Origin of the sequence: Flavobacterium sp. (genome assembly GCF_046296355.1) — a bacterium.
Lineage (GTDB): Bacteria > Bacteroidota > Bacteroidia > Flavobacteriales > Flavobacteriaceae > Flavobacterium.
In genome coordinates, this window is the sequence record NZ_JBKBLM010000010.1 from 38728 (window position 1) to 64205 (window position 25478).

General features: G+C 32.2%; 15 protein-coding genes. 8 read left to right on the forward strand and 7 right to left on the reverse strand.

Annotated features, from left to right (window positions below; translation table 11 throughout):
• Positions 1-4: 4 nt before the first annotated feature.
• The 6 genes from ACK4HO_RS06210 (at position 5) to ACK4HO_RS06235 (ending at position 11183) form a co-directional block, all read left to right on the forward strand.
• Positions 5-1759: a T9SS type A sorting domain-containing protein gene (locus ACK4HO_RS06210; protein WP_409664086.1), complete on the forward strand. Its 1755-nt coding sequence runs from the start codon at positions 5-7 to the stop codon at positions 1757-1759.
• Between the two features lie 10 nt (positions 1760-1769).
• Complete coding sequence (locus ACK4HO_RS06215; RefSeq protein ID WP_409664089.1) at positions 1770-5081, forward strand: hypothetical protein; 3312 nt, start codon at positions 1770-1772, stop codon at positions 5079-5081.
• Between the two features lie 6 nt (positions 5082-5087).
• Positions 5088-8573 (forward strand): DUF6443 domain-containing protein, encoded by a 3486-nt coding sequence (locus ACK4HO_RS06220; RefSeq protein ID WP_409664092.1) that lies wholly within the window; start codon positions 5088-5090, stop codon positions 8571-8573.
• Positions 8557-9342: a toxin-antitoxin system YwqK family antitoxin gene (locus ACK4HO_RS06225; protein WP_409664095.1), complete on the forward strand. Its 786-nt coding sequence runs from the start codon at positions 8557-8559 to the stop codon at positions 9340-9342. Before ACK4HO_RS06220 ends, ACK4HO_RS06225 begins: the two co-directional genes overlap by 17 nt.
• A 743-nt stretch (positions 9343-10085) precedes the next feature.
• Positions 10086-10613, forward strand: coding sequence for a hypothetical protein (locus ACK4HO_RS06230; RefSeq protein ID WP_409664097.1), 528 nt, complete (start codon positions 10086-10088; stop codon positions 10611-10613).
• A 153-nt stretch (positions 10614-10766) separates the two neighbouring features.
• Positions 10767-11183, forward strand: coding sequence for a hypothetical protein (locus tag ACK4HO_RS06235; RefSeq protein WP_409664100.1), 417 nt, complete (start codon positions 10767-10769; stop codon positions 11181-11183).
• A gap of 11 nt (positions 11184-11194) precedes the next feature.
• On the opposite strand, the gene ACK4HO_RS06240 is transcribed toward ACK4HO_RS06235, so the two are convergent.
• From ACK4HO_RS06240 to dinB, 3 genes are read right to left on the reverse strand one after another with little or no spacing between them, the layout of a single operon-like run.
• A complete protein-coding gene (locus ACK4HO_RS06240) occupies positions 11195-12562 on the reverse strand; it encodes an exonuclease domain-containing protein (protein WP_409664102.1) in 1368 nt (455 codons plus the stop codon).
• A 2-nt stretch (positions 12563-12564) separates the two neighbouring features.
• A complete protein-coding gene (locus ACK4HO_RS06245) occupies positions 12565-15621 on the reverse strand; it encodes a DNA polymerase III subunit alpha (protein ID WP_409664105.1) in 3057 nt (1018 codons plus the stop codon).
• Positions 15622-15634: 13 nt separating this feature from the next.
• The gene (gene dinB, locus ACK4HO_RS06250; RefSeq protein ID WP_409664108.1) at positions 15635-16810 is read right to left on the reverse strand and encodes a DNA polymerase IV; all 1176 of its coding nucleotides are present in this window, start codon (positions 16808-16810) and stop codon (positions 15635-15637) included.
• A 98-nt stretch (positions 16811-16908) separates the two neighbouring features.
• Between dinB and ACK4HO_RS06255 the strand changes: the two genes are divergently transcribed.
• Both ACK4HO_RS06255 and ACK4HO_RS06260 read left to right on the forward strand, forming a co-directional pair.
• Positions 16909-17685 (forward strand): XRE family transcriptional regulator, encoded by a 777-nt coding sequence (locus tag ACK4HO_RS06255; protein WP_409664110.1) that lies wholly within the window; start codon positions 16909-16911, stop codon positions 17683-17685.
• Positions 17686-18085: 400 nt separating this feature from the next.
• Entirely contained in the window at positions 18086-18928 is an 843-nt protein-coding gene (locus ACK4HO_RS06260) for a hypothetical protein (protein WP_409664113.1), read from the forward strand.
• Positions 18929-19023: 95 nt separating this feature from the next.
• Here ACK4HO_RS06260 and ACK4HO_RS06265 read toward each other — a convergent pair whose 3' ends face one another.
• From ACK4HO_RS06265 to ACK4HO_RS06280, 4 genes are all read right to left on the reverse strand, one after another.
• A complete protein-coding gene (locus ACK4HO_RS06265) occupies positions 19024-19653 on the reverse strand; it encodes an SOS response-associated peptidase (RefSeq protein ID WP_409664116.1) in 630 nt (209 codons plus the stop codon).
• A gap of 92 nt (positions 19654-19745) precedes the next feature.
• Complete coding sequence (locus ACK4HO_RS06270) at positions 19746-23609, reverse strand: hypothetical protein (RefSeq protein WP_409664118.1); 3864 nt, start codon at positions 23607-23609, stop codon at positions 19746-19748.
• Positions 23610-24046: 437 nt separating this feature from the next.
• Positions 24047-24742, reverse strand: a complete 696-nt coding sequence (locus ACK4HO_RS06275) for a hypothetical protein (RefSeq protein ID WP_409664120.1) — start codon at positions 24740-24742, stop codon at positions 24047-24049.
• Between the two features lie 53 nt (positions 24743-24795).
• Positions 24796-25449 (reverse strand): hypothetical protein, encoded by a 654-nt coding sequence (locus ACK4HO_RS06280; protein WP_409664122.1) that lies wholly within the window; start codon positions 25447-25449, stop codon positions 24796-24798.
• Positions 25450-25478 lie beyond the last annotated feature (29 nt).

The following is a 25478-nucleotide window of genomic DNA, read 5'->3' on the forward strand; positions in this document are numbered from 1 at the left end:
GAAATTGAAAAAAAAAATTTACAAAATATACACTTTTAGTGTACCTAAAGTTAATAAGACTTATTTAAATTGGCAAAATGAACCTAACAACCTTTTTATTATGACACAAAATATGCTATTGCAACATCGACTTCTAGTCTGTTGCTTTTTTTTATCAGGATTAACATCACTTAGTGCCCAAGACATTCTTTGGGAAAAGAGCTATGGTGGTAAACAAGCCGATTATTTATTTGACGTAGTTCCTACAACTGATTACGGCTTCTTATTGGCCGGTAGTTCTTTATCTAAAAAGACTGGAAATAAAACTGAGGATAGCCGTGGTGATTTAGATTACTGGATATGGAAAATGGATGAAAAAGGAGAATTGGACTGGCAAAAGAGTTTTGGAGGTTCAGGGCAAGACAAACTGAGAAGTGTTGTACTTACTTATGAAGGCGGATTTTTGTTGGGTGGTTCCTCGGACTCTGCTGAAGGTTTGGATAAAAGGCAAAGTGGAAAAGGAGTATCAGATTTTTGGATTATTAAACTCAATGCTAAAGGTGGAGAAGAATGGCAAAAGACTATAGGCGGTTTAGGGCAGGATGAATTGACAGTTGTTTTAAAGACCAAAGACGGAGGTTTTATAGTAGGCGGTTCGAGTAATTCGGAAAAATCAGGCGATAAGACAGAAGATAGTTTTGGTGGCATGGACTATTGGGTTTTGAAGTTAGATGTTAGAGGCGACCTTGTTTGGCAACATACTTTCGGAGGGAATTACAACGATGAACTCAGAAGCATAACCTTGACTGATGAAGGAGGCTATTTATTGGGAGGCAGTTCAAACTCAACAGATAGCGGTACTAAAATTCAAAAAAATATAGGTCAGAGTGATTATTGGATAGTTAAACTGGACAAGGATGGTAATGAGCAGTGGCAAAAGACAATAGGCGGGAAGGGTGATGACCAATTGTATGTGGTGCGAACAACTGCTGATGGTAGCTGTATTTTAGGCGGTAATTCAAACTCAGAAAGTGGTGAGGATAAGAGAAGCAGTAATGAAAGCGGGACGGACTTTTGGGTACTAAAAATAGATAAAGAGGCTAATATACTCTGGCAAGAGACATATAATATTGGGAAAGTGGATGTGTTGACTTCCCTGATTGAAAATGGTGATAAAACCATTTTACTTGGGGGATATGCTAAAGGTGAAGCGGTTAAAAGAAAAGCACCCTTAAAAAAGATTAGTAGTTTAAAAGGCAAGCCTAGCAGTGCAGATATCGAACAAAAAGTTAAAGCAGGAACTGATGACTATGTTGCTTTGAAGATTACTGAGAAAGGGGAAGAAATTTGGCGAAAAAGTGTTGGCAGCCAAGGGCAGGATATCTTGAAGAAAGTTGCAGAAACCAGAGACGGTGGCTATTTAATGGCCGGAACGAGCAAAGGTAAAATCTCTGACAACAAAAACAGCGATATTGGCAGTAATGATTTTTGGGTTGTAAAGTTGAAAGACAAACAAAAGCCAAAAGCAGATAAGAAACCGGTTGAAGCCATTCCAAATCCTGCGACGGATTATACTAATGTTATTGTAGGTTATGATTTCAATAAAGGAACAGCTACGTTAGTTGATTTGGCTGGGCATGTATTGCAACAGTTTGAGATTACTGACAGAACTGTGCCTATAGATTTAAAAGGATTACCTGACGGGATTTATATCGTAAATATTAAAACGGATAAACAGAGTGATGGGGTTAAAATAGTAAAAGGAAGAAATAAAAATTAAAAGAAACAAAATGAAATATTTATTTTTTACAACAGTAACATTATTGTGTTTGATAAGTGGTTACGCTCAAGAAATCAGTACAGATTTACCAGTTTTATCTCCTCAATCACCAACTACTAGTAATTTAGGTAAGTATGGTGAAATTCAAGTTAATGAGTCAACGGGATTAATTTCACCTTCTATACCTGTATTTGAATATGATGCCGGGAAATTTTCAATTCCTTTAAGTTTAAATTATTCCGGAAATGGAGTAAGGGTAAATCAAGACCCAACGTGGGTTGGGATTAATTGGAATATAAATCCGGGAGGTGTTATTACAAGGACAGTTATAGATTTGCCCGATGAATTAACCCCTACTGTACATAGAAAATATGTATCAGAGGAGTATTTAGATAATTTAGATGGAGCCTATGGCGTAATTATGAATTCAAATCCTTATTGTGATTTTGATACTAGTTCAGATTGGTTTACCTATTTAAAAAGTTTAACATTTTCCCATACTGATTCGGAAATGGATATTTTTAATTATAATTTTTTAGGGTATTCGGGTAGTTTTTATTTGGATGTAAATAATGAAGTGCATTTAATAAAATATGACAAAGAGATTTCTGTGAGTTTTCAATTGCTTCCGGATAACCAAAGTATTTTTTTAATCAAAACTCCTGATGGGAACTCTTATTTTTTTGGAGGACCAAATGGGTCAGAATCATCAAGTGTAGTAGTAAATAATGGTGCCGGATCAATTGCCGCAGTTCCACATGTTCAAAATTCCTTTTACTTGTATAAAGTTAGTTATTTAACCGGTGGGAGTGTAGATTTTCATTATGAAAATTATGATACTACTTCTGATTTTCAATATAATATTGGAGTGCAAGAAAGTGCATCAATTTCGTATCCAATGCAAGTTCCCTGTAATAAACAAGTAAAGATTTTAATGTCTGATGTCCAAAATCTTGTAAGATTGACAGAAATATCAAATACATTCAATGATTTAAAAGTTGTATTCAACACTTCATCTTATGGACTTCATAACAGAATGGTAAAATTGAATTCATTAGAACTAAAGAGTAATGCGACTCTTTTGAAAAAGGTGGCATTAAATTATCTTACGATTGACAATGAGGATATTCCCAGTGAGAAAAAGTTTTTTTTAGAAAATGTAACATATTATGATAAAGAAAACATCAAGATTAGTGATTATGAACTTGAATATGAGAGACCGGAAGATTTACCAAGTAAAGATTCATTTGCTCAAGACCTGATGGGGTTTTACAATGGACAAACTAGTAATACGACATTATTGCCGAGAACCAATTTCATGCTACTAAACGAGAATTGTCAATTTGGTTTAGCTAATAGAAATGCTAGTGAATATTTTAGTAAAACCGGATCGTTAAAAAAAATAGTCTACCCAACTGGGGGGTATTCAGAATTTGAATATGAGCTACCGTACAAAGGCGAAGTAGATGTAATCGAAAATCATTACTTATCAGTAAGGTATAGAGATGAGTACTCTAATAGCGAATCCTCTCCTCATGTTAGCTCATTTAATCAAAATATTTATTCAGAAGGAATTTATCACTCGGATGGTGGAGATGGGCCTTTAATTTTAAGTGAAAATAAAACGATAAATGTCAGATTTAATATAGCAATTAACGGTAATTTTTCACATAATGTAGTTGCAAAAGTAACTGCCTTCAAATACAACGGTCCTGAATATTCTGAGACATTTACCATAAATCAAGGAGAACATAACAATGCGATAAAAAATGGAGAAGTGAATCTAAGCCTAACTCCAGGTTCCTATACTTTTAAATTTTCAATGATTCTAAATTGCGCTGATTCTCATAATTGTAATAATCAAAATTATCAAAACAATCAAAATTCCCTCAGGGGCATCGCTGACCTAAGTATTCCCAATGGAACAAGGCCAGAATATTCTCCCGGATTGAGAGTTAAAAGAGTTAGAACATCTGATGGAGGATCAAACGAAAATTTGATTAGATATTATTACAATAATAGATTAAATCTTACCGTTGAATCATTTCAGTTTCATACTAATTTTGTATACCAAACGTACATACCAAATGCCAATGGTGAGCACCTTCCTTTGATAAATTTATACAATCTAAGTACAAGTAGCGTAAAAAATATATTTAATTCTTTTAATAATCAGTTTATATACAATTATATCACTATCAGTTATGGAGGTGATAATTTTGAAAAAGGAGGCAAGCAAATGGAGTTTATCAAGTATTATGATCATCCGCCAACATTTTATAATTATTCCAGAGATTGTCCATTTGAAGGTTTGTTTACACTGGATTATATAGGTAATACAATGAATGCTATTGATGCAGGGAATAATGATTCTTATCAAAATAGTGTATTGAAAGAAGAGCAAATTTTTAACAGTAATTTAAAAACTATAAACAAGAAAAGCTATTTTTATGAGGGTACTATTTACGAGCAAGGGTTTAATATAAAAACTTTTGATTTTGCAGTCACTCCACTCAACCAATATATAAATAAAATGTTTTTCCTGTATAATACCAATTCTTATAAATATAGATTGCTTTCTACAAAAGAAACAGAGTATTTTGGTAATGATTTTTCAAATGAAGTTGAAAAAAACACCAATTATACTTTTTCAGATGATAAGGTTAGTCTGCCAAGCATTATTACGACAGAAAATAGTAAAGGAGAAACAATTAAAACTATGCTTTTTTATCCCTCAGATGCTCCTTTATTAAGTAATCTATCTACAAATCAAGTGAGTTTGATTAACAATTTACAAGTTGGTAAACATAATCTTTCTGAAATTATTAGGAGTGAAAATTATATTGAGAATACTTTAATGGAAGCTAAACAAAAGGTCTACGCGAATTTCAGCGGTAATATTTTACCAACTTCTATTCAAGCTAGTAAAAGCAATAATAGTTTAACAGATAGAGTTAAAATTTTGAGTTATAATTTTAGTGGTTCCCCAACGCTCTTGAAAAAAGAAAACGGAACCTTGGTTAAGTACATTTATAATACAAATCAACAAGTAATTTATAAAATTGAAAACTACGACACAAGCTTTATAATTGATGATGGTTTAGTTAATTCAGGAGATTGTTTTTATCAAGAATTATATCCAACGTGTATGGTAACTTCATATAAGTACGATTCTTTGACAAATAAATTGTTGAAAGTAGTTGATCCAAAGTGTGATGTAACCAATTTCGAGTACGATGATTTTGGCAGACTTTTCCGAGTTTATGATAATCAAGGAAATCCTATTTCAGAGAACCAATATCATTACAAAACTCAAAACTAATCCAAGATGAAAAAGATATTTATATATATAATTGTATTGTTTCCAGTTTTTGCTTTAGGACAGAGTTCAAATCAAAATTATGTAAAGACAACCACTTATAGAGCGGAGAATGCAGGTAATCCAGTTCATTCAGTTTCTTATTTTGATGGACTGGGAAGGCCAATCCAACAAATAGCCCATCAACAGTCGCCGACAGGCAATAATATGGTAACTCATATAGAATATGATGAGTTAGGTAGACAAAAAATGGATTATCTACCTATAGTATCGGGAACTGGTTTGGATTATCAGGGTTTGACAAACGCCTCTGTTGGTTCTTATTACTCGAGTCTTTCATTTCCAACATTGGAATTGACTAATACACCATTTAGTGAAAAGGAATTTGAAGCTTCTCCTCTCAATAGAGTTTTCAAACAAGCTGCTCCTGGTGACTCCTGGAAGATGGGAAGCGGTCATGAAGTAAAATTTGACTATCAAACCAATGGAATCGAAGAAGTTAGGTTATTAAAGGTAATTACTACACCTAATAGTGAGGGTTTGTATGATATTATTTTTTTCAATGGTGGTTTTTACACTGAAAATCGATTGCACAAAACAATTACCAAGGATGAGAATTGGATAGCAGGACTTAATAATACAACAGAAGAGTTTAAAGACTTTGAAGGTCGTGTCATTTTAAAACGAACGTATGCTGATATTGAGGAACAAACAGAAGTAGCTCATGACACTTATTATGTTTATGATGATTATGGCAACCTTACTTATGTTTTACCACCATTAGTTAATTTTAATGAAGGAGTTGACATTGATGTGTTGGCAAACATATGTTATCAATACAAATATGATTGTAGAAATAGACTGGTTGAAAAGAAATTACCGGGTAAGCAGTGGGAATATATTGTCTATAACAGCCAAAATATGCCAGTAGCCACAGGTCCAGCTCAAAGTCCTTGGGGAGCTAATGAATGGGGTTGGATGATTACCAAGTATGATGCTTTTGGCAGGGTAATTTATACCGGTTGGATGGAAGCTCCTGTGGATAGTGATAAGCGATACCAATTTCAAGTGTCTATTGGTACAGACTGGTCAGAACAATTTAGTGCTCAGGGAAGCATCATTGATATGGTTGCACTGAGTTATACTAACAATGTTTATCCGACAGATTTTAAAGTATTGACGGTTAATTATTATGACACCTATACTTATATCAACCCACCTCAAAATCCGCTACCAGAGATTGAAGATCAAGCAGTATTGGACAATGTTAAATCATTGGCCACTGGAAGTTGGAATAGGGTATTGGATGATGCAAATAACACTAATGCTGAGTTGTCTTATACTTTGTACGATTTAAAAGGCAGAGCGATAAGAAGTCATAAAACTAATTATTTGGATGGTTCTACCATAGTAGATACAAAACTGGACTTCATGGGTAAACCAGAATTTACCAATACTTATCACAAAAGAACGGATAATACAGCAGTGATTAGTATAAAGGACATGTTTGAATATAGTGCTCAAGATAGGTTTCTAGTTCACAAACAAAAAATTAATCAACAACCTGAAGAATTAATTGTCAAGAATGAATATGATGAGCTTGGCCAATTGATTGCTAAAAGAGTCGGCGGACCTGATGTGGTTAATTTAGGCGGATTGCAAAAGGTGGATTATCGTTATAACATCAGAGGCTGGCTAAAGAGTATTAATGATGTTGACCAGTTGAATGATTTTAATTCGCCTAATCACGATTTATTTGCCTTTAAGATTAATTATGATTTGCCTGAAAACACAATAGGGGGTGATGTAAAAGCTTTATACAACGGTATTATTTCAGAAACTTTTTGGAGAACAGGTACTGATAATGTGAAAAGAAAATATGGTTATCAGTATGATGACTTGAACCGATTGAAAAAGGCTTTTTATCAAAGACCAGATAATACCTCGCAAGTTACAAACATGTATGATGAATATTTGGAGTATGATAAAGCCGGAAATATCACAAGTTTGATACGAAATGGAGATTTTGATTCTGCCAATTATTCAGAAGCTATTGAAATTGACCAATTGAAATATGAATATGACTCTGATAAAAAGAATCAATTGGTTACCGTAAGGGATTTAACTAATTCTACATTAGGATTTAAAGATGATTTACTAAATGATGGTGATTATAGATATGATGATAATGGCAATATGATATCAGATGACAATAAAGGCATTACCAATATCAAATACAATCATTTAAATTTACCTGTTCAAATAATGTTTTTAAATGGTGATAAAATTGACTATTTTTACAATGCGACAGGGCAGAAAGTATTAAAGAATGTTGTACAGGGACCTCAATTTATGGTTACTGATTATCTTGATGGGTTTCAGTATAGAAGTGCAAAACTTGAGTTTTTCCCACAAGCAGAGGGCTATGTAAGTGTAGTGGGAGATGTACCGCAAGATTACAAGTTTTTTCATGTGTATAACTACACAGACCATTTGGGTAATGTAAGAGCCTCTTATGGTTTAGACCATGATACAGGGACTTTAAAGTTAATGGAGGAAAATCATTATTATCCTTTTGGGCTGAAACATACTAGTTACAATATTTACAAGAGAAAATATGAATTTGAAGGCGAAGTTGGAGTCATTGTACCAACTCCATTAGGTGAATTACAAGCGTATAATTATAAGTACAATGGAAAAGAGTATCAGGACGAGTTGGGGCTTAACATGTATGACTATGGCGCAAGAAATTATGACCCTGCTATTGGTAGATGGATGAATATTGACCCACTGGCGGAAAAAGGAAGAAGATGGTCACCATATACTTATGCATTGGATAACCCAGTTTATTTTATTGACCCTGACGGGATGGAAGCCTTGGATTGGTATAAAGATAAAAATGGGAATATTAAATTTGTTAATGGAAGTGGAGCAATAAAAGGATATGAAAATATTGGGAGAACTACTAATGTTGTTGCAGGTACAGGACAAGCTTTAACTTTAAATTCAAACGGTACAGCAACTAGTATGAATTCCGGGAAAAAATACGGAGCTAATAGAATACTTGAGGTAAATTCATCAACTGGTACAACAGTCTCAACTATAAAGTCGTCTAAACCAATCGCAGAAGGTAAAGATAATATAGCTTTATCAGATGGAGGTGAAAGTCGAGCTTCTGATTCAGAAAGGGTGAGAAATCTTAAGATGATTGATTTAGGAGGTATGATGGATATGCTGTTGACAGTATTCGGTTTTGATTTAAGTCCGAGTAAACCAAAGGATAAAGGGACAAATGGTGGAAAACCCACATCCGAAGATAAGGCGGATGATATAATTAATGCAGCAGATAACGGCACAAGTGCTACAGAAAAAATAGTTGAAGAGATTGATAAACCTTCTGTAAATGATTCTGTAGTTTCACCATATATTAAAGGCTCAAAAGAAAATACTAAACGTTCTAGTAGACCAAAAACAGAAGATGAAAAAAAGCAATAAAATAGTACTATTAGTAATCGCAATAATTTTAATTTTTTCTATAACATTAATATGTTATTATGATAGCGATAAAAAACAATTGGTTTTAAAACATTATTCTCCCGACACAAAACGAACAGATTCTCTTGAATATGTTATTAGAAACGGAGATACTGTTTTTCATGGAAAGTTTACCACTTATAATGAAAAAGGAATTAAGATAGCAGAAGGTAATATGGTAAATGGACATGTTAAAGGAAAATGTATTTATTACTATGATAATGGTAAAATAGAGTCAATCTTTTACAGGAAGAACGCCAATATCGCAGAAGAAAGTACTAAATATTATGCTAATGGGAATGTAAAGAGATATACGTTGTATGACCCCAAGGGATTAGCCTGCTTTGTGATTAATTATGATGAACAAGGTAATGTTAAAGATTATGATGGATATCCAATAATAGAAACCTATCAATTCAAATTTTCGCATAAGGCGCAATTTAATATTGAAAAAAACCAGTACCTAAAAGTAGGAGATACAATTAAGTACAAATATTTAATTGCAAATATTCCTAATTCGAAACAAAGTCTCTTTATAGAATCATTAGGGTTAAATAACTCAAAAGTTAAAAGAGTTTTAAAGAAAACTCCAGCAACTGAAACTGATGTAACAGAGATTGCAAATAAGCAAGGTCTAAATACAATTAGAGGCATTGTCAAATATGAATTTAATGATAAAAGAAAAACTGTAATTCAAGATACAATATCTTTTGATGTAATGGTAAATTGAGGTAGGTAATGTTCGGTAATGTTTCAAAGTTAGTGATGAACCATTTTCAATTACATAACAATTTGTAAATCAAATTACCATTCAAAAATGAATAACAAAAAGGAGTGCACTAATGCGCTCCTTTTACGTTTGAAAATATCGTAAAACGAATATAATGATCAAAAACAACACCTAGTTGTAAGGAATAAGTGCAACTGTAATTTGATGCATTATTAATTATTTTTAATCTAATGATAACTATTTAAATTAATAGACCATAAATAATAATGACTGTAAAACTTTAAATGTAATTACATCTTAAAATATTTAAATATGAATTTATTTGTCTTAAATAAACTTCAAATAATTTTGAGAGTATTAAATTTTTATGGTTGGTTATTATATTTTGAAAATTTAGTAGTATTTTGAATTTCTTGATAATATTTTTTTGAATATTTATTATTAAAATTAATCCTTCTTTTTCTTATAATTTGCTACTTTTGAATAAATAAATCAATCCATGAAATAAAAAAAACATTTAACATATCAATAGCGTAGCTATTAATCTTTCTCCGAGAAACCGCCAAACATCAAAAAGAAACATAGATTAATAAGTGAACTGCTCCCGTCATGCGTGGGCTTCTCTTATCTATGTTTCGGGTACTTGGCGGTACCTTCGGCGTTGGGTGTAGAGTTTGTCCCACGCTGTTGTTTTTATAACAATTTAAAAACTCTTTGGGACTGGGGTTACATAAGTCAAAATCATGAATTCAATTAAAATTATTTTGTTTTTGTTTACTTCTTTGGTTTATTCACAAACTAAAAGAGAATTGTTGGACCAAATTGAATCTTATCAAAAATCGGTGGTTTGGAATAAGGGCTACGATGTTGAGAAATCAAAACTCTTTGAAGCAATGAATGTTGTTGGAAGCCAAGAATATCAAAAAGTTATTAGAGAAAGCGAATCTAGAGGTTTTTGTGAATACTATGCTGAAAGTGCTGACTATAAAGAAACACTGACGATGGAAATTGCTAATGATAAGCAACCATACCGAGTTACTTTTTCAATAAAAAAAGAAAGTAGAAAATTAGATTTACTCACAGGTAAATACACTGATTGGCAGACTTCCTATGACATTTCGCAGTCATATCAATACAAATTGCAATACCTTATATATACAATTGCTATTGGTCCAATTGAATTACCGAAGGAGTTATTAGAAAAAATTGAACGCTATAATCAAGGACAAACTAAGGATAGGAAAAGGATTTTAAAAAATACTGACTATTGAGAAATATCAACTTAGAATTTAATAATTTTGATAAATAATGGGGTTTTAAATCCCATTATTTTGCCTACGAAATCTAAATAGGAAATGCCTAATTTACCAGTATAGTTCTCAGGATATTTTATCAACTTGTAACCAAATCATAGTAATATAATAATGACGACAATTTTTGCTTATCTCCGTGAAGGAAGGAATCAATTTAGACTTGACCCTATAATTAAAAATGACACTTATGCCTTTTTGAATTTTATACCGGGTGAAGGAAGTCCAGACAATTTAAGAATAAATATTTCAATATTTGATGATGACAATATTTTAGTTGATCAGTATGATTTCATATTATATCTAAGTATGTGCAAAAAAAGCTATCAAGAACACTATATTGGATTACAACAAAATGGAACAAATGAGAAAATAATATTTTCTGCCTTTAATCCTGTCAATAATGAACCTCTCGGAAATTTTTGTATTGGTGTATCAGTGGTAAAAATAAAAGATGGCGATGAAGAGGGAAGAGGAGGCATTTATTTGCGACCAAAAGTACCTACTAAGCCTGTTTTTGCAGAATGCTAATTAATAATTGTCTATTCTATTTGAAATATTTTGGAAGGATGTTTTTCTTTATAAGAAGATATTAAACGCATGATATAATTATTACTTGGGTATTTGCTAACAAATTCTTTAATTTCTTCGGGATTTATAAATCCAATATCTGATGTGATATAGCCCATTCCGTAGAAGTGTCCCTTTTCAACCCATATACAACTTCGTTCTTCTTTGGACCTTCCTTTATCAATTATTGCGAAACTTGTTCTGTTATTTTTCAAAGGATAGATGGCTTTCTCGATTTTCTCATTGTGCTCATTCTTATGGGGTAAATCTGTTGTTTCTACCTTTTCAAAAAGCTCTCCTTCATTGGTAATGCCGTAGTGACAAAATCTATTGTCTATTGAAAATTGTTCAGCAAGATTGCGTAAAAAACTTATTCCTTCATGTAAACTATTGAAGGATTCAATACAAGACTGAAATTTGACCAGCTTACCAATAGCCAAGTATTTGTAACCACTTCTGGCTTCATATTCATAAAGGCCATACTTTGGGTCAAAACGTTTAAGTGCCCTGTTATAAGTTGGCCATAACTTCTTTATTTCTGTACATTCCAAAAGCAGCGCCATGAATTCTGTAGCACATACTTCAAAGGAGATTGCATATATATCACGCAGGAAATTTTGTCTTTGGGGTTTGATACTATGTCCGCTAAAATGAGAAGCAACCCGTTTTTTTATGTTTACAGCTTTACCTACATAAACTACTTTTCTTTCCTGATTATGAAAATAATAAACTCCCGGTTTTTCAGGCAGTTGTTCAAAGTCGTGTGGTGGCAAGTTGGGAGGCAAGCGCTGGTCTTGGGCTGTATTCTTTATCATTTTTGGTATTTGACCTTCATAGTCTGACTCCAATAATTGGGAAAATAGTATTGCGGTTGCATCTGCATCGCCACCGGCACGGTGTTGGTTTACTAATGGAATGTCTAATGAATTGCAAAGCTTACCCAAACTGTATGAACGCAAACCGGGTATAATTTTTCTTGATGCTCGAACGGTACAAAGTTTTCTAGCAGTCCATTTAAAGCCGCTTTGTTCGAGTTCATGACGAACGAATGAATAATCGAAATTGACATTATGTGCCACAAAAATTCTGTTGGTAAGCATTTCTAGGACTTTTTCTGAAATAAAATCGAAGATTGGGGCATTGCGAACCATTTCGTTATTGATTCCTGTGAGTGCAAAAATAGCAGGAGGTATTTCCTTTTGAGGATTAACAAGGGTTTCCCAACGGTCTATTATTTGAGTTCCGTCATGTATGATAATTGCAATTTCAGTAATGCGACTGCCACCGGCATTTCCGCCAGTGGTTTCTATATCGACAATTGCGTATTCTTGTTTTTTCATATTTATTGTGTCATTCTTTGTCTGGGCAAATTTATTTCGTGTTCCTGCGGATAAGGTGCCCTGTGAGTCATACTAATATCTTCACGTATTTGCTGCTGTGTCTGAAAACGCTTTTCATCTGTAGCAGAATAACGAGGATCAGGAATGAAAGGCATTTTCTCCATTTTTGATATTGTGATTGTAGGGAAGTGGTAGTCGACCTCCACCTGACCCAACAGAAGATAACATCCACCACCTTTGAATGGATACTTTTGCAAGCAATCGGTAAAATGCGCTGTATCGAAAAACTCTCCTTCAGCATCTATCCAAGTACCGAAATACATATCACCTCTTTTTGTGGGAACGTGTTTACGAGAAATCAAATAGGCCAACATCCTTACTGTTTTTTTATGGTGTTTGGTCAAATCCCGCGCCATTACATCTCCTCGGAATCTTGTTTGCAGTAAAGTAAAAGGGGTTACTGAAACAGGAAAATCAAGCAACTCAATTTCATCGAAAGCATCTTCGAATGGGGAACGTTCCAATACAGGCAATTTATATTCTCTGACCGGTTCCTGAAGTAGCATTAGATTGCGATTCTCTGGTTTGAAATTGATTAAAATCAATCTTGCGATTATCAGTAATTCATTTTTGGGTTTACCTGTAAATCGGAAGGCACCAATGAAGATTAGTATTTGGATGCCTTCAATACCAATCGGCACTCTATTGATAAAATCTTCTAATGATAGATACGTACCATTTTCATCACGTTCTTTAACCAATAGCTCTGCTGTTTTGAATTCCAAGCTCTTTAAATGCTGAAATCCCAAGTAAATGTTTTTATCGTATACCTTAGTTTGGTAATCGCTTTTGTTAACACAAGGGTTGTGGATTTTAGCATCAGACATTTTGGCTTCATGGATGTAAACTTCAGTTCGATAAAAGCCACCGAAATTATTGATTACTGCTGTCATGAATTCTATTGGATAATAGGTTTTCAAATAGAGACTTTGATAACTCTCGACTGCATAGGATGCCGAATGAGCTTTACAAAAAGAGTAACCTGCAAATGATTCTATTTGTCTGTAAATTTCCTGACTCAATTGGTCTGGATGCCCTTTTTTTGCACAGGATTCAAAGAAGTTGTCTTTTACTTTTTGCAAGGCAGCTTTTGAACGTCCTTTTCCACTCATTGCGCGTCGGAGAATATCACCATCTGCAGCAGGAAGTCCACCGTAATGTAAAGCAATTTTGATTACATCTTCCTGATATACCATAATACCATAGGTTTCTCCTAATTGTTCTTTAAACACCTCATGGAAATATTCGAAACGGTCGGGGTGATTGTGACGGAAAATGTATTCTTTCATCATTCCGGATTGCGCCACTCCCGGACGGATAATTGATGAAGCAGCTACCAGTACTTTGTAATTATCACATTTTAATCTTCTTAATAAACCACGCATGGCAGGACTTTCAATATAGAAGCAACCAATGGTTTTCCCTTGACTTAACAGTTCGTTACAAGTTTGTTCGTCTTTGGAAATTGAAGTATCCCGTATATCTACTTCAATTCCTTGGTTTTCTCTAATCAGCTTTATTGTATCATCGATGTGACCAATACCACGTTGGCTAAGAATATCAAATTTATCAAAACCAATATCTTCTGCGACATGCATATCAAATTGGACTATTGGAAAACCTTTTGGAGGCATTTCTAAAGCGGTGAAATTGGTTATCGGTTCTTCTGAAATGATAATACCACAAGAGTGCATACTCCTTTGATTGGGGTATTTTTCGAGCATCATGCCATAATCCTGTACCATTTTGACCACTTCATTTTTGTGATGTTTAACCATTGGATTTTTGGCCAATATATCTAACTCTTCTTTGGGTAAGCCAAATACTTTACCCACTTCACGGAAAATGGACCGGTATTTAAATTCGACATTGGTGCCACAAAAAGCTACATGATCCCGACCGTATTTATTAAAAATATATGTCAAGATAGTATCTCGTTCGCGCCATGACCAATCAATATCAAAATCGGGTGGTGTTTTGCGATTGACGTTTAAAAAGCGTTCGAAATACAAGTCGAGTTCTAACGGACAAATATTTGTTATATCAAGACAATAGGCGATGATGCTATTGGCACCACTGCCACGACCAATATGTAAAAATCCTTTACTAATACTGTACTGAACAATATCCCAAGTAATTAGAAAATAGCCGCTGAACTCTAAATCGTTGATTACTTTCAATTCTTTTTCAACTCTTGCTTTTGCTTCTGTATTATGCTCACCATAACGTCGAATCATTCCCTCTTGGGCTAGTCTAGTTAGTAATTTAATATCATCGTGTTTGTTGCCGGTAAAGTGTTTTTTGTTTTTTGGAGAATAGAAATCATACTCAAAATTGCATTCGGCTATAATGGTTTGGGTATTTTTAATAAGTTGTGGATAGTCACTAAACTTTTCAATTAGCTTTTCTAAAGGAATCATAACTTCAGTAAGTTTACAATAATCATTTTCGGCTAATTTTGAACCAATTATATTTAAGTCTATTGCCCTTAGAATTTTATGGAGGTTGAATTCTTTTTTGGTCCGATAAGTAACAGGTTGTAATACGACCATTTTCGATATTTTTCTTTTCCAAACGTAATTATACAGTTTGGGTAATTGTTCTGCACAGAAACCAATAAATTCATTTTCTTTCAATTCATCAGGAACATTATCTAAAGGATAAATGACATATACATTTTCAAAATCAGGAGCATTTTCCGGAAGTGGTGTGTTCTCAAAATTATGCTGAGTTACTAAACGATTCATTTCAGCAATACCAATTCTGTTCTTAGCTAAACCAATGTAAAGCTGTTTGCCATTGTTACGGAAGTCAATACCCACTAATGGTTTTATGTTTACTTCCTTGCAAGCTTTAATAAAATCATAAATGCCGGTTACAGTATTTATATCAGTCAATGCTATTGCCGTAACTCCATAATTTACAGCTTGTGATATCAAATCATGTAAAGGAATGGTACCGTAGCGAAGAGAGTGGAAGGAATGGCAATTGAGATACATAATTAATTACGAATTATGGGTTTAAACTGTCACGGGAATTATTGTTATTTTTTAGGATAGCATTGGCACGACCAACAGCCTGAAAGCCGTAACGTTTTTTCATTTTATCTAATGCCTGATATAATGCCAACATTTCTTCAGTATCTTCAAACATGTTTATCTGATAGGTACCTCTGACCAAACCCATGAAGGATACTCCAACTAATCTGATACGCATTCGGCGATTGTATAATTTATTGAATAATTCAAAAGCCAATTTTCCTAAAATATGATCACAAGATGTATAGGCCACTTTTCTTTGCAAATTCTCGGTATCAAAATTGGCGTATCTAATTTTTACAGCTACAGTTGATACTAGCCATTGTTCAGAACGTGCTTGATAGCAAAGTTTTTCGACCATACCCAGAATCAATGATTCTACTTTTTTAATATCAATAGTGTCTTGAAGATAAGTGTGTTCAGTAGAAAGTGATTTTCTTTCAGTATAAGGTTCAACCGGTGTATTATCAATTCCATTGGCTTTCTTCCATAGTTCTAATCCGTTTTTACCAATCATGCTTTGAAGTATTTCAGCCGGAGTTTCGGATAATTTTTCGATGTTTCGGATTCCGAGTCTGGAAAGGAGATTGAAAGTTACTTCACCGACCATGGGGATTTTACGGATTGATAAGGGATTGAGAAATGGCTGTACCATGTTCTGCGGAATTTCGAGATTACCTTTTGGTTTGCCTTCACTGGTAGCAATTTTAGAAACAGTTTTATTTACGGATAAAGCAAAACTTATTGGTAGTCCTGTTTCTTTCGTAATGGTTTGTATCAATTCATTTGTCCATTTATAGCAACCGTAAAATTTATCCATACCGGTAATGTCAAGGTAGAATTCGTCAATACTTGCTTTTTCAACCAAAGGTGAATTTTCCTCAATTATTTGGGTTACTTCATGGGATTTTTTAGAAAATAGTTCCATGTCTCCTTTTACAATTTTGGCTTGTGGGCAAAGTTGCATGGCCATTCTTATAGGCATAGCCGAGCGGACTCCGAAATACCTTGCCTCATATGAACAAGAAGCCACGACACCTCTTTCGCCACCGCCAACTATTAGAGGAATCCCATTTAATTGCGGGTTTTCTAATCTTACGCAGGAGACAAAAAACGTATCTAAATCCATGTGTACGATGGCACGAGACATATTATTTTTGAATTTTGGAGTGAAAATTTATTTTACAAAATTAGAACCATATTACCAAATATTATTATATTTGTTGTGAATTAAATTCACATAATCACATGTCTATATTTTCTGATAATCTAAGATACTTGCGTGTCAAAAGTGGTATGACACAGCAAAAAATAGCGGATGAATTAAGGATTCCGCGTGAACGTTACGCTAAGTATGAGGCTTTTACTGACCCACCATTAGACTGTTTGCAAAAGATTTCTCGGTACTATCATGTTAGTATTGATTTGCTATTGTCATTTGATATTAGACGTGTTCCTTATGAGAATTTGATACAATTGGAGGAGAACCGAATCTTGCTTCCAATTACTGTTGACAAAGATGGAGAAAACAAAATTGAGATTGTTGGCGCCAAAGCGCAAGCCGGTTATTTGGCAGGGTATGGTGATCCTGAATTTATTGAAAGTCTGCAACGTATTTCACTGCCATTTTTGACAAATGGAAAGTATCGTGCCTTTCCTGTTACCGGTGATTCTATGCCACCACACAAGGAAGGTTCGTTTGTAGTTGGTGAATATGTTGAGCGAATCAACGATATTGTAGATGGCAGGACCTATATTCTTATCACCAAAAACAATGGGATGTCATATAAGAGATTATACAAGAAAGACAAAAATAGTGTAATGGCTCACTCAGATAATACCATCTATGAACCTTATGAAGTGCTGTATTCGGATGTGTTAGAGATTTGGCGTTATGCCTGCAGTATAGCCACACAAGAATTTGAACCTGATGATTTAGGGGTAATGAGTGTTAAGGATGTATTGCAAGGAATACGACAGGATTTTTCAGCTTTAAGGACTGAGTTTATTCAAAGAAAGTGGTAATTTAACTTCATTTTAAAGCTACTAACGCATTCATTACTTCGCCTCTTTTATAATAAACTCTATGACCAATACCATAGGCAATTAATTTTTCTTTTTTAGTCCAATGCCAAAGTGTGGTAGTGTTTATTTTAACAATTTAGCGGTTTCTTCGCGAGTTAGTAATTCCTCGTCGAACTTTTTTTCATTCAGTACATCAATCCTTTTTTCTAACTTATTAAAAGCTAGTTGCAATTTTACAACTTATAAGTTATTACAATTAAAAATTATTATATTTACATCGATATTAAAATCTACAACAGTAGCGTGGATTGGTATCCTACCGAGTAATCGGTAAGTCAGGTTCGATTCCTGGCCGAGATAGCTTTAATAAATCTATTTCGGGCAGGAATTTTATTTAAATATGACACAACAAGAAATATATCAGTATTTTCAATATCACAACTCAAATATGAAGTTGCTGAAAATAGGTTTCGAAGAAATTCGAAATCAACTAAAACTTTTATATCTATCTAAAAACAAATCAGGTAATTATATTTTTAGTCTTGACGACACAATAGCTGATAAAATTCTAGCTTTAGAAAAAGCCAAATCTTTGTCAAGAATTCTATCTGGAATACAAGTATCGTGGGCTGAAGAAAGTATTAAACGCTTATTTTACGAAAAGGAAGTCTTAAGTGAGAATCAAATCAATTATTTACTAGAACAACCTTTGGACCAAAAATGGTATAAAACACTTCACATTATTTTCTGTATCGCTTACGAATTAGTTCCTGCTGGTGATGAATTTTGTCTAACAGTTAATATTAAACTTCAAAGAAGAAATTTAGGTAATGAACTTGTTCTGATATACTTTAGATTGAAAAAATTAATAACTGAATTTTTAATACCAAACTTTACAATTAGAAATAAAGTCCAACACGGAGAATGGTCATATGCATTTCGTCCTAGTTTTAGTAAGGAATTTTCACAAGAACTTACAGATATGTTAGATGCTGAAAACCTTGTTACTACTACATCTAGGTATACTCTTGTAAATACATTTTATCACATGTTAGTTGACATGGCTAGATTTAAAAGTAATTCATTTGCCATAGACTCTATGTTAACTCCATTTGAATATTTTTATCAAAAAAATATACAGAAAATAAATTTTGAAGTATTGAAGATTCAGAATCCGGAATTAGAAAATTTTATTCAAAGTAGAATAGATAAAGAAATTAGGGGAACGCAATATAGGAATTGAAACTGTCACTAACAACCATTTATAACTGATTCTACTTGCACGATATGTTTTACCATATTGGTTATGAATTTATATAAGTTCTAAAATATGCATGTTTAAAAACCAATCAATCCTGGATTGTAATTAGGATAAGCAAAATCTAATGGTTGGTTTTTAGCATCGAGCCATGAGCTTTCATCTTCACGCTTAATATGGATAGGCATTCGCTGGTCGCCCTCGGCTTCTTTTCGGTTATGAATGTATTTCATTAGGTCATTGGCTTCAGTTGTGACAATACTATAAGTATTCCAAGTTTCACCATTTTTATCATGCCAAGTATTGTATATTCCAGCCAAATAGAATATTTCATCAACTGTAGAATGTATAATATATTTTCTTTTTGATTTACCTGCCGGGTCGTTCCAGTGCCAATCGAAATAAGCAGATACTATCACTAAACACCGGTTGTTAATTGAAGGAGCAAAAGATACTTTATCTTCTAGTGTTTCAACACGTGCGTTTAAAGTGCTTTTCCTAAAATCTTTATCTCTGTTTGTTGGTAGTAATCCCCAAGTGAAATTGGTTGTTATTATGTCTGGTTTACTGTCGAGTACGATTGGCAAGTTGGGATAGCTGAATCCATTTATGAAATCAGATTGTAGCAAGTTTCCGGAATCATCAATATCACGGTTATAGAAGTCTGTAAGTTCAGCGGCTGTTTTGCCTTGTTGGGTGTAGAAGCACATGATGAATTATATTTTACTTTTTTAAAAAATCTTTATGAAAATTATAGATTGTTAAAATACGATAAGTACTTTTTTTCCTTTTTTATAGCTTTTCAATAATCTTTTCTCAAAAACTTTCGCTGTCTTTCCCAATCTCCGCTTCTTAAACAAGATTCAATCTGTTCGGTTATATAGTTTTTTATTGGAATCAACTTTATTCCTACAGCTGATTTATTAGCTATTTCCAATAAATTTCTCCATTCTGAAGCTTGAATATCTCCAATAATTACATCACCTGAATATGTTCCACCGTTTCCTCTCCACATTAATCTACTGAAAGTTTCTTTATCCTGATTTAATGAAATAAATAATAGGAATATTTCTTCAAATAATACTTTTCTTGAATGTCTTATGAGGTCAACAACGATTTGCATTTTTTTATAATCGTGATTATTGTCAATTACGTATTGTCTAATAAAATCATCCGCTCTTTTTTTTAGTCCTTCTTCTTTTTGGTTTCTAAAGAAAACGTTACAATAATGCTCCAAAATACCAAAATACACGTCTTTTTCAATTACTAAATCGAATACTTGAATTAATGTCTCCTCTATGTTTTCTATATACCAAACATAGCTCATATCACTGTGGTCGCCTCCAAGACTATGTCTGTTAGTTGCTGAATATAAACTTTCAACAAATTCTATTAAGAAATTTTTATCAACTTTTAGTATTTCTAGAATTCCTAGTCCTTGGTAGTCAAAATGATTTTGAATAAGGTTTTGTTGGATATAAGCTTTTTTTATTAACTCAATGTCATCACCAAGGTTATCAAAATGTTTACTGAAAAAGTCCATACAAACTCGTAATTGAGTATCTTCTCTTTCATTTTTTTCTGTAATAGTTTTTAAAATTATATAAAATAAGTTTGGAGATACTTTTAAAAAACGTTCAAGTCTGTCAAAATGAATTGTATTAGAGTTTTCCATTTTTGAAATTGTTTCAACTAATGAGTTAGATAGGCTTTTATTGATTAATGAATCGTCTATGTAATCATAAAATGATAACTCCCATAATTCTTTAAGATTAAACTTCTTTTGCTGGGGTAGTTTATATTTTTTCAATGATCTTGAAAATCTGTAATTATTATCAGATAATATAAACCAAAACTTTTTGATGTTACTTAAAATACCATTTAAATTATTCTTAATAAAGCGGTTAGTATGGAAAATATTCCAAATGTTGTTAGCTGTATTAGCAACTTTCAACTGATTTCTAAAAACAACTCTTGGAACATAACTAACTTCATTTCCTTCTTCAATTATTTTTTTCAATAATGCAAGACCGATATTTAAGTCTCTTGAACAATTTTCATCTATAACAAAATCTAGTGCATTGTTATAATTCCAATTGTTGTCCGCTAAATTTCTTAATAGTATGAAAGTATTGTAAAAGTTATTGATTTCACCCTCATTGGTTAATATAAATGAGCTTCTTATTTCTGCCTCTTTTAATCGTTCATATTCTCGAAAATCATCAAAATCATACATATCCTGATCTCTAAATCTATCCCAATCTAATTTTAAGAATGATATGTAAGTTTCATTAACAAATTTGTTGGTGAAGTTTGAGAACTCAGGTAAATTGAATTTGTGTCTTTTAAACCACCTAATTTGGTCTTGAACATATTTACAATGTTCAAAATTTTCATTTTTTAAATGATTACCTATAATATTGAGAACAAATGGAATGTCAAACTCCATTATTTCATTATTTACATCGGGGTGAACTCGCGAATAATTCTTTAATAATCTAAAAGCCATTTCAGGACGAGATTCAAAATTTTTATCTAATGAATCCCATATTTTCGTTCTAAATTCTTGTATAGTATTATTGTTAGGAATTGGATATTGATAGTGAATAAAACTATTATTTCTACCTCCTTTAAATTGTTGAAATTGATAGGATAAGAAAGTTTTTGAAAGTTCATAAAATGATGTTGAAAGCAATTCATCATCTTTGTTTAGACCATTTATTAATATATCGAAAAGAGTTTTTTGTCTATAAAAATCAAAATGTTCATCATCTCTATCGAAAATTAATAATTCTCTAATTTTATGAATAAGTTCCGGCAATTTAAATGGATTTCTGGTTACATATTCGAACAACAATTCAATTGAATCTTTTAAAGAGTTAGTATTAAGACGAAAAAAATTACCTAGTAATTCTATTATATTATCCTTGTCATAATTGAATTGATTATTTTCATAAGAAGTATCATATTTGGTTTCTTCAATTTTCGGAAATGTTTCTATGTACTTATATGTGAATTCTAAAGTTTGGTCTTGTAAATAAAACCAAAATGAATTGAGAAAATTAAAAGACTTTTCACTGTTGATTCGAACTAAGCTCCAATATTCAACTAACTTAGGTTTAATTTTGTCCATTACATTTTGTGGGCCAAATGTATTATTCGCAGGAATTATACTGTCTGTAAATCTACTTTGATAATTTTCAAAATAGTTGTTTAGCAGAACTTGAAAAGAAAGTAAGTTGTCTTTTATAAACGCTTTGTAAAAGAAAAAAGTAGCAAGATTTTGTTCAGGGACTTTTACGTGTTCAAATTGTATTTCTGCCAACTCCAACTTGTCAAGTTTGTCAATAGTATCTATAAAATCACTGTATGAAATATCAAAATTTTCTAAAATTGATTCTGTTACTTCTTTATTCTTATACGGAATAGTGTAAAAGAAAGCAATAATTCCAAGACATCTAATATTTATGGGATTTTCAAACTCGTCATCATCTTTGATGAAAGTTGAAAAATACTTTTCAAATAAATCGGAAACATCATGTAAAGCATATAAGTTTTGTTCCTTTTTTGCCAAAAGGGAAGTCATTATTGCTAATCTTGGATTACCATCTGAGATTCGAACTATTTCTTTATGATAATCAGGGTTTAAAATTTCAAAGGGTTCAGATTTTATTATATCAATAATTTGTTCATCTTTTAGCTTTTGCAAGTCTATTCTTTGAGTTGAGAACTCTTGGCATTTCCTTCCGATTTCTTGAAACGCATAATCTCTTACAGTAATTATTATTTTAAGATTACCATTTCTATTAGCCTTAAAAAAGCCTGTTATTTGCTCAAATGCATCAATCCTGTTTGCATCATCAACAAAAAGTAAATAGTCTTTTTCTACATCAAAATATTGATACAAGTCCTCAAGCAAAGTATGACTCTTATATGAAACACAATATGCTTGATACGTTTCATTGTTTACTAAATAATTGTTGATGGTTTCAATCGCTAACTTTGTTTTTCCAACTCCAGGAGCTCCTGTAAGTATTATAAAGTCGTGACTATCTATTGCATTGCTTAATTGTTCTAATTCTGTTTCCCTATGCAAGAATTTATTGTTCAAAGGAGTAGCAATACCTTTTGACGCTCTATCATACTCTTTGATAAAGTTGTCAATTGAAATAATTTGACCTGTATCTAATGGCAAGCCTAAATAATGATGGGCTAAATCTCTATGATTTAAATGAAGTTCTAACGCTAATTCTTGCAACATTAAATAGCGAATTCTAATATCAGCTTTAAAACTTTGGGCTAATGTATTTAATTCAGTTATTTTCTCTTGATCTATGTTCCAATTGAAACAAAGTACGATTTCTTGAATTTTATCAATAGGTATTTTTGTCTTATCTGGGTCAAAACAAGCTTTTATATCATTAGCTAACTTGTTTTTTGTACTTGTATCAGTTGTAATTTCTGAATATAAGAAGTTGCCGTTTGGCAATTGAAAGAATGTGTCAGGAGTTCCTTTTGTTGTCTTTTGTTTTCCTGTTTGGCTTCCTGTTCTAGATATAGCCAAGTAATTATTGTCTCTTAAAATTAAATAACTATCACAAAGCTCTTGAAAAACAGTTCCGTTTATTTCTTTCAGCCTATTTTCTATCGTTTGGAGTCTGCTCATAATATTCTTATTCAATTTCGTAGAGTGTTGTTAACAAACAACCCTTTTTTTATAAAGCTTTGAACTAAGTGTTAAAAAAACCAATGTTATGTTTTTGAAGTTTGTTTTTAATCTATTGACCAATTTTCCGTGGCTTACTAAATTTCTGAAATATTAATGGTTAGAAAAAAAGACATTAACACTCCCGGATTATCAATTATTGTTTCAAATAACAACTTTAAGTTGATAAAAGCTTTTAATAATGCCATTTGGTACTAATTTCTTTAGATTACCAAATTAGTCAATTACAGTGAAATATGTAAGAATATCATAGTAAAATTTGAAGATTTTATCAACTTAAAGTTGTTTAAAAAAACATTGATATGTTTTAATTTATGTTAATACGTTATAATAAACATCAAATGAAGTTTGAAAACTTGCAAATTATGAGTACTCGGCTACCTCCGAAAACTTTTTCCCTTAACTTCAATTATATTAAACATTTCAAAAATTCTATCGTAAATTCTGCTATCATATTTTATACCAAATTCATCTAGAGATTTTTCATAATCATCAGGAAAGTTATCGTCATAATTGCAAGTTATGATTGTCCTACTTTCATTATCATACCTATTGAACAGAACTTCCTTCATTACATTTACCTTTCCAAAATTCGATGCCTCTCTTTCACTTTTTAGATCATCAAAGCATTTGAAAGCTTTTCCCATCAAAGAATTGAATTCTTTTCTTTCCAAGGGGTTTTGCAATGATTCAAATTGAGAAACCATATCATTTGCGGATATCATTTTAAAACTGAAATTTGGGTTAAAGATGCACAAATTCCAAAAGATATATTCAAAAGTTTTTAATATCGCAGATTTTCCTACTCCCGGATTTCCAATTATAATCAGTCCTTTATCTAGTGATGGATTATTTTTATCTTTAATCAGACAGGGAGATTCGTAAAAGTCATCCATTCCATAAAAATAATGAACTAGTGTATTGTATAAGTTTTTTGATTCCTCGGTAAATTCAAAATTTCTTTTGTTTATCAATTTGAAAGTTTTACTAAAAATGAGATGAAAATCATTCATTTCCAAAGGAGTTATTGTCTCTTTATGAATCAGTGGTTGTAAAAATGGTTTGTTTTTCATGGTTTGATGTTTTATTTGATTTACTATTTTTTCAATGCTCATCTTATAAATTATTAACGGTTTTTTGTGAATTTTTTAGAATCCTTAGGTTTTGGATATAATTTCCAAGTTTTAAGCCTTTTTTCAGTATCCCAATACTTATCCTCTTCAAATTTTGCGCGGTCGGTTTGCGAATTTTTCTGTGAATAATAATTAAAGAAATCAGTTAAAACTTCATTAGAAAATTGATTATTAAATTTTAAAACTTCATTTTGAAAAATATTTATTCTTTCTTCAAAATCTATTTTATCTATTTCTTTATTAGTTGTTGTTGATTGATTGTTACTTGTTTGTTGATTGTTATCTAATTGATAGTTAAGTGGCTTGTTACTTGCAAAATGTTCAATAGAAAAAACGTCCGAAGATAAAAGCTTGATTAATGTAAAACGGTTTGTTGGTTTAATAGCTATATAATTAGTTCTCTCTAACTTACTCAATGCGGTTTTAATTGACTGGACCGAAATATTAAGTTCTACATGTAACCTATCAATCGAGGTAATAAATTCACCGATGTTAATTTCGTGACCTTGCCAATTATGCGGTTTAAAGTTTGCTTTCAATAAAATATGAAGAAATAGACGTGAAACATTGGAATCAGTATACCATTGCCACTCCAAAATATTCTTTGACAATTTTAAAAATCCCTTTTCATTTACGTTTTTCAGCATTTTTTATATTTTTAAAAAAATGAGTTATA

Coding starts and splice junctions, on each gene's coding strand:
- ACK4HO_RS06215 (WP_409664089.1), top strand. CDS start 1,770: ATGAAATATTTATTTTTTACAACAGTAACATTATTGTGTTTGATAAGT.
- ACK4HO_RS06220 (WP_409664092.1), top strand. CDS start 5,088: ATGAAAAAGATATTTATATATATAATTGTATTGTTTCCAGTTTTTGCT.
- ACK4HO_RS06225 (WP_409664095.1), top strand. CDS start 8,557: ATGAAAAAAAGCAATAAAATAGTACTATTAGTAATCGCAATAATTTTA.
- ACK4HO_RS06230 (WP_409664097.1), top strand. CDS start 10,086: ATGAATTCAATTAAAATTATTTTGTTTTTGTTTACTTCTTTGGTTTAT.
- ACK4HO_RS06235 (WP_409664100.1), top strand. CDS start 10,767: ATGACGACAATTTTTGCTTATCTCCGTGAAGGAAGGAATCAATTTAGA.
- ACK4HO_RS06240 (WP_409664102.1), bottom strand. CDS start 12,562: ATGAAAAAACAAGAATACGCAATTGTCGATATAGAAACCACTGGCGGA.
- ACK4HO_RS06245 (WP_409664105.1), bottom strand. CDS start 15,621: ATGTATCTCAATTGCCATTCCTTCCACTCTCTTCGCTACGGTACCATT.
- dinB (WP_409664108.1), bottom strand. CDS start 16,810: ATGTCTCGTGCCATCGTACACATGGATTTAGATACGTTTTTTGTCTCC.
- ACK4HO_RS06255 (WP_409664110.1), top strand. CDS start 16,909: ATGTCTATATTTTCTGATAATCTAAGATACTTGCGTGTCAAAAGTGGT.
- ACK4HO_RS06260 (WP_409664113.1), top strand. CDS start 18,086: ATGACACAACAAGAAATATATCAGTATTTTCAATATCACAACTCAAAT.
- ACK4HO_RS06265 (WP_409664116.1), bottom strand. CDS start 19,653: ATGTGCTTCTACACCCAACAAGGCAAAACAGCCGCTGAACTTACAGAC.
- ACK4HO_RS06270 (WP_409664118.1), bottom strand. CDS start 23,609: ATGAGCAGACTCCAAACGATAGAAAATAGGCTGAAAGAAATAAACGGA.
- ACK4HO_RS06275 (WP_409664120.1), bottom strand. CDS start 24,742: ATGAAAAACAAACCATTTTTACAACCACTGATTCATAAAGAGACAATA.
- ACK4HO_RS06280 (WP_409664122.1), bottom strand. CDS start 25,449: ATGCTGAAAAACGTAAATGAAAAGGGATTTTTAAAATTGTCAAAGAAT.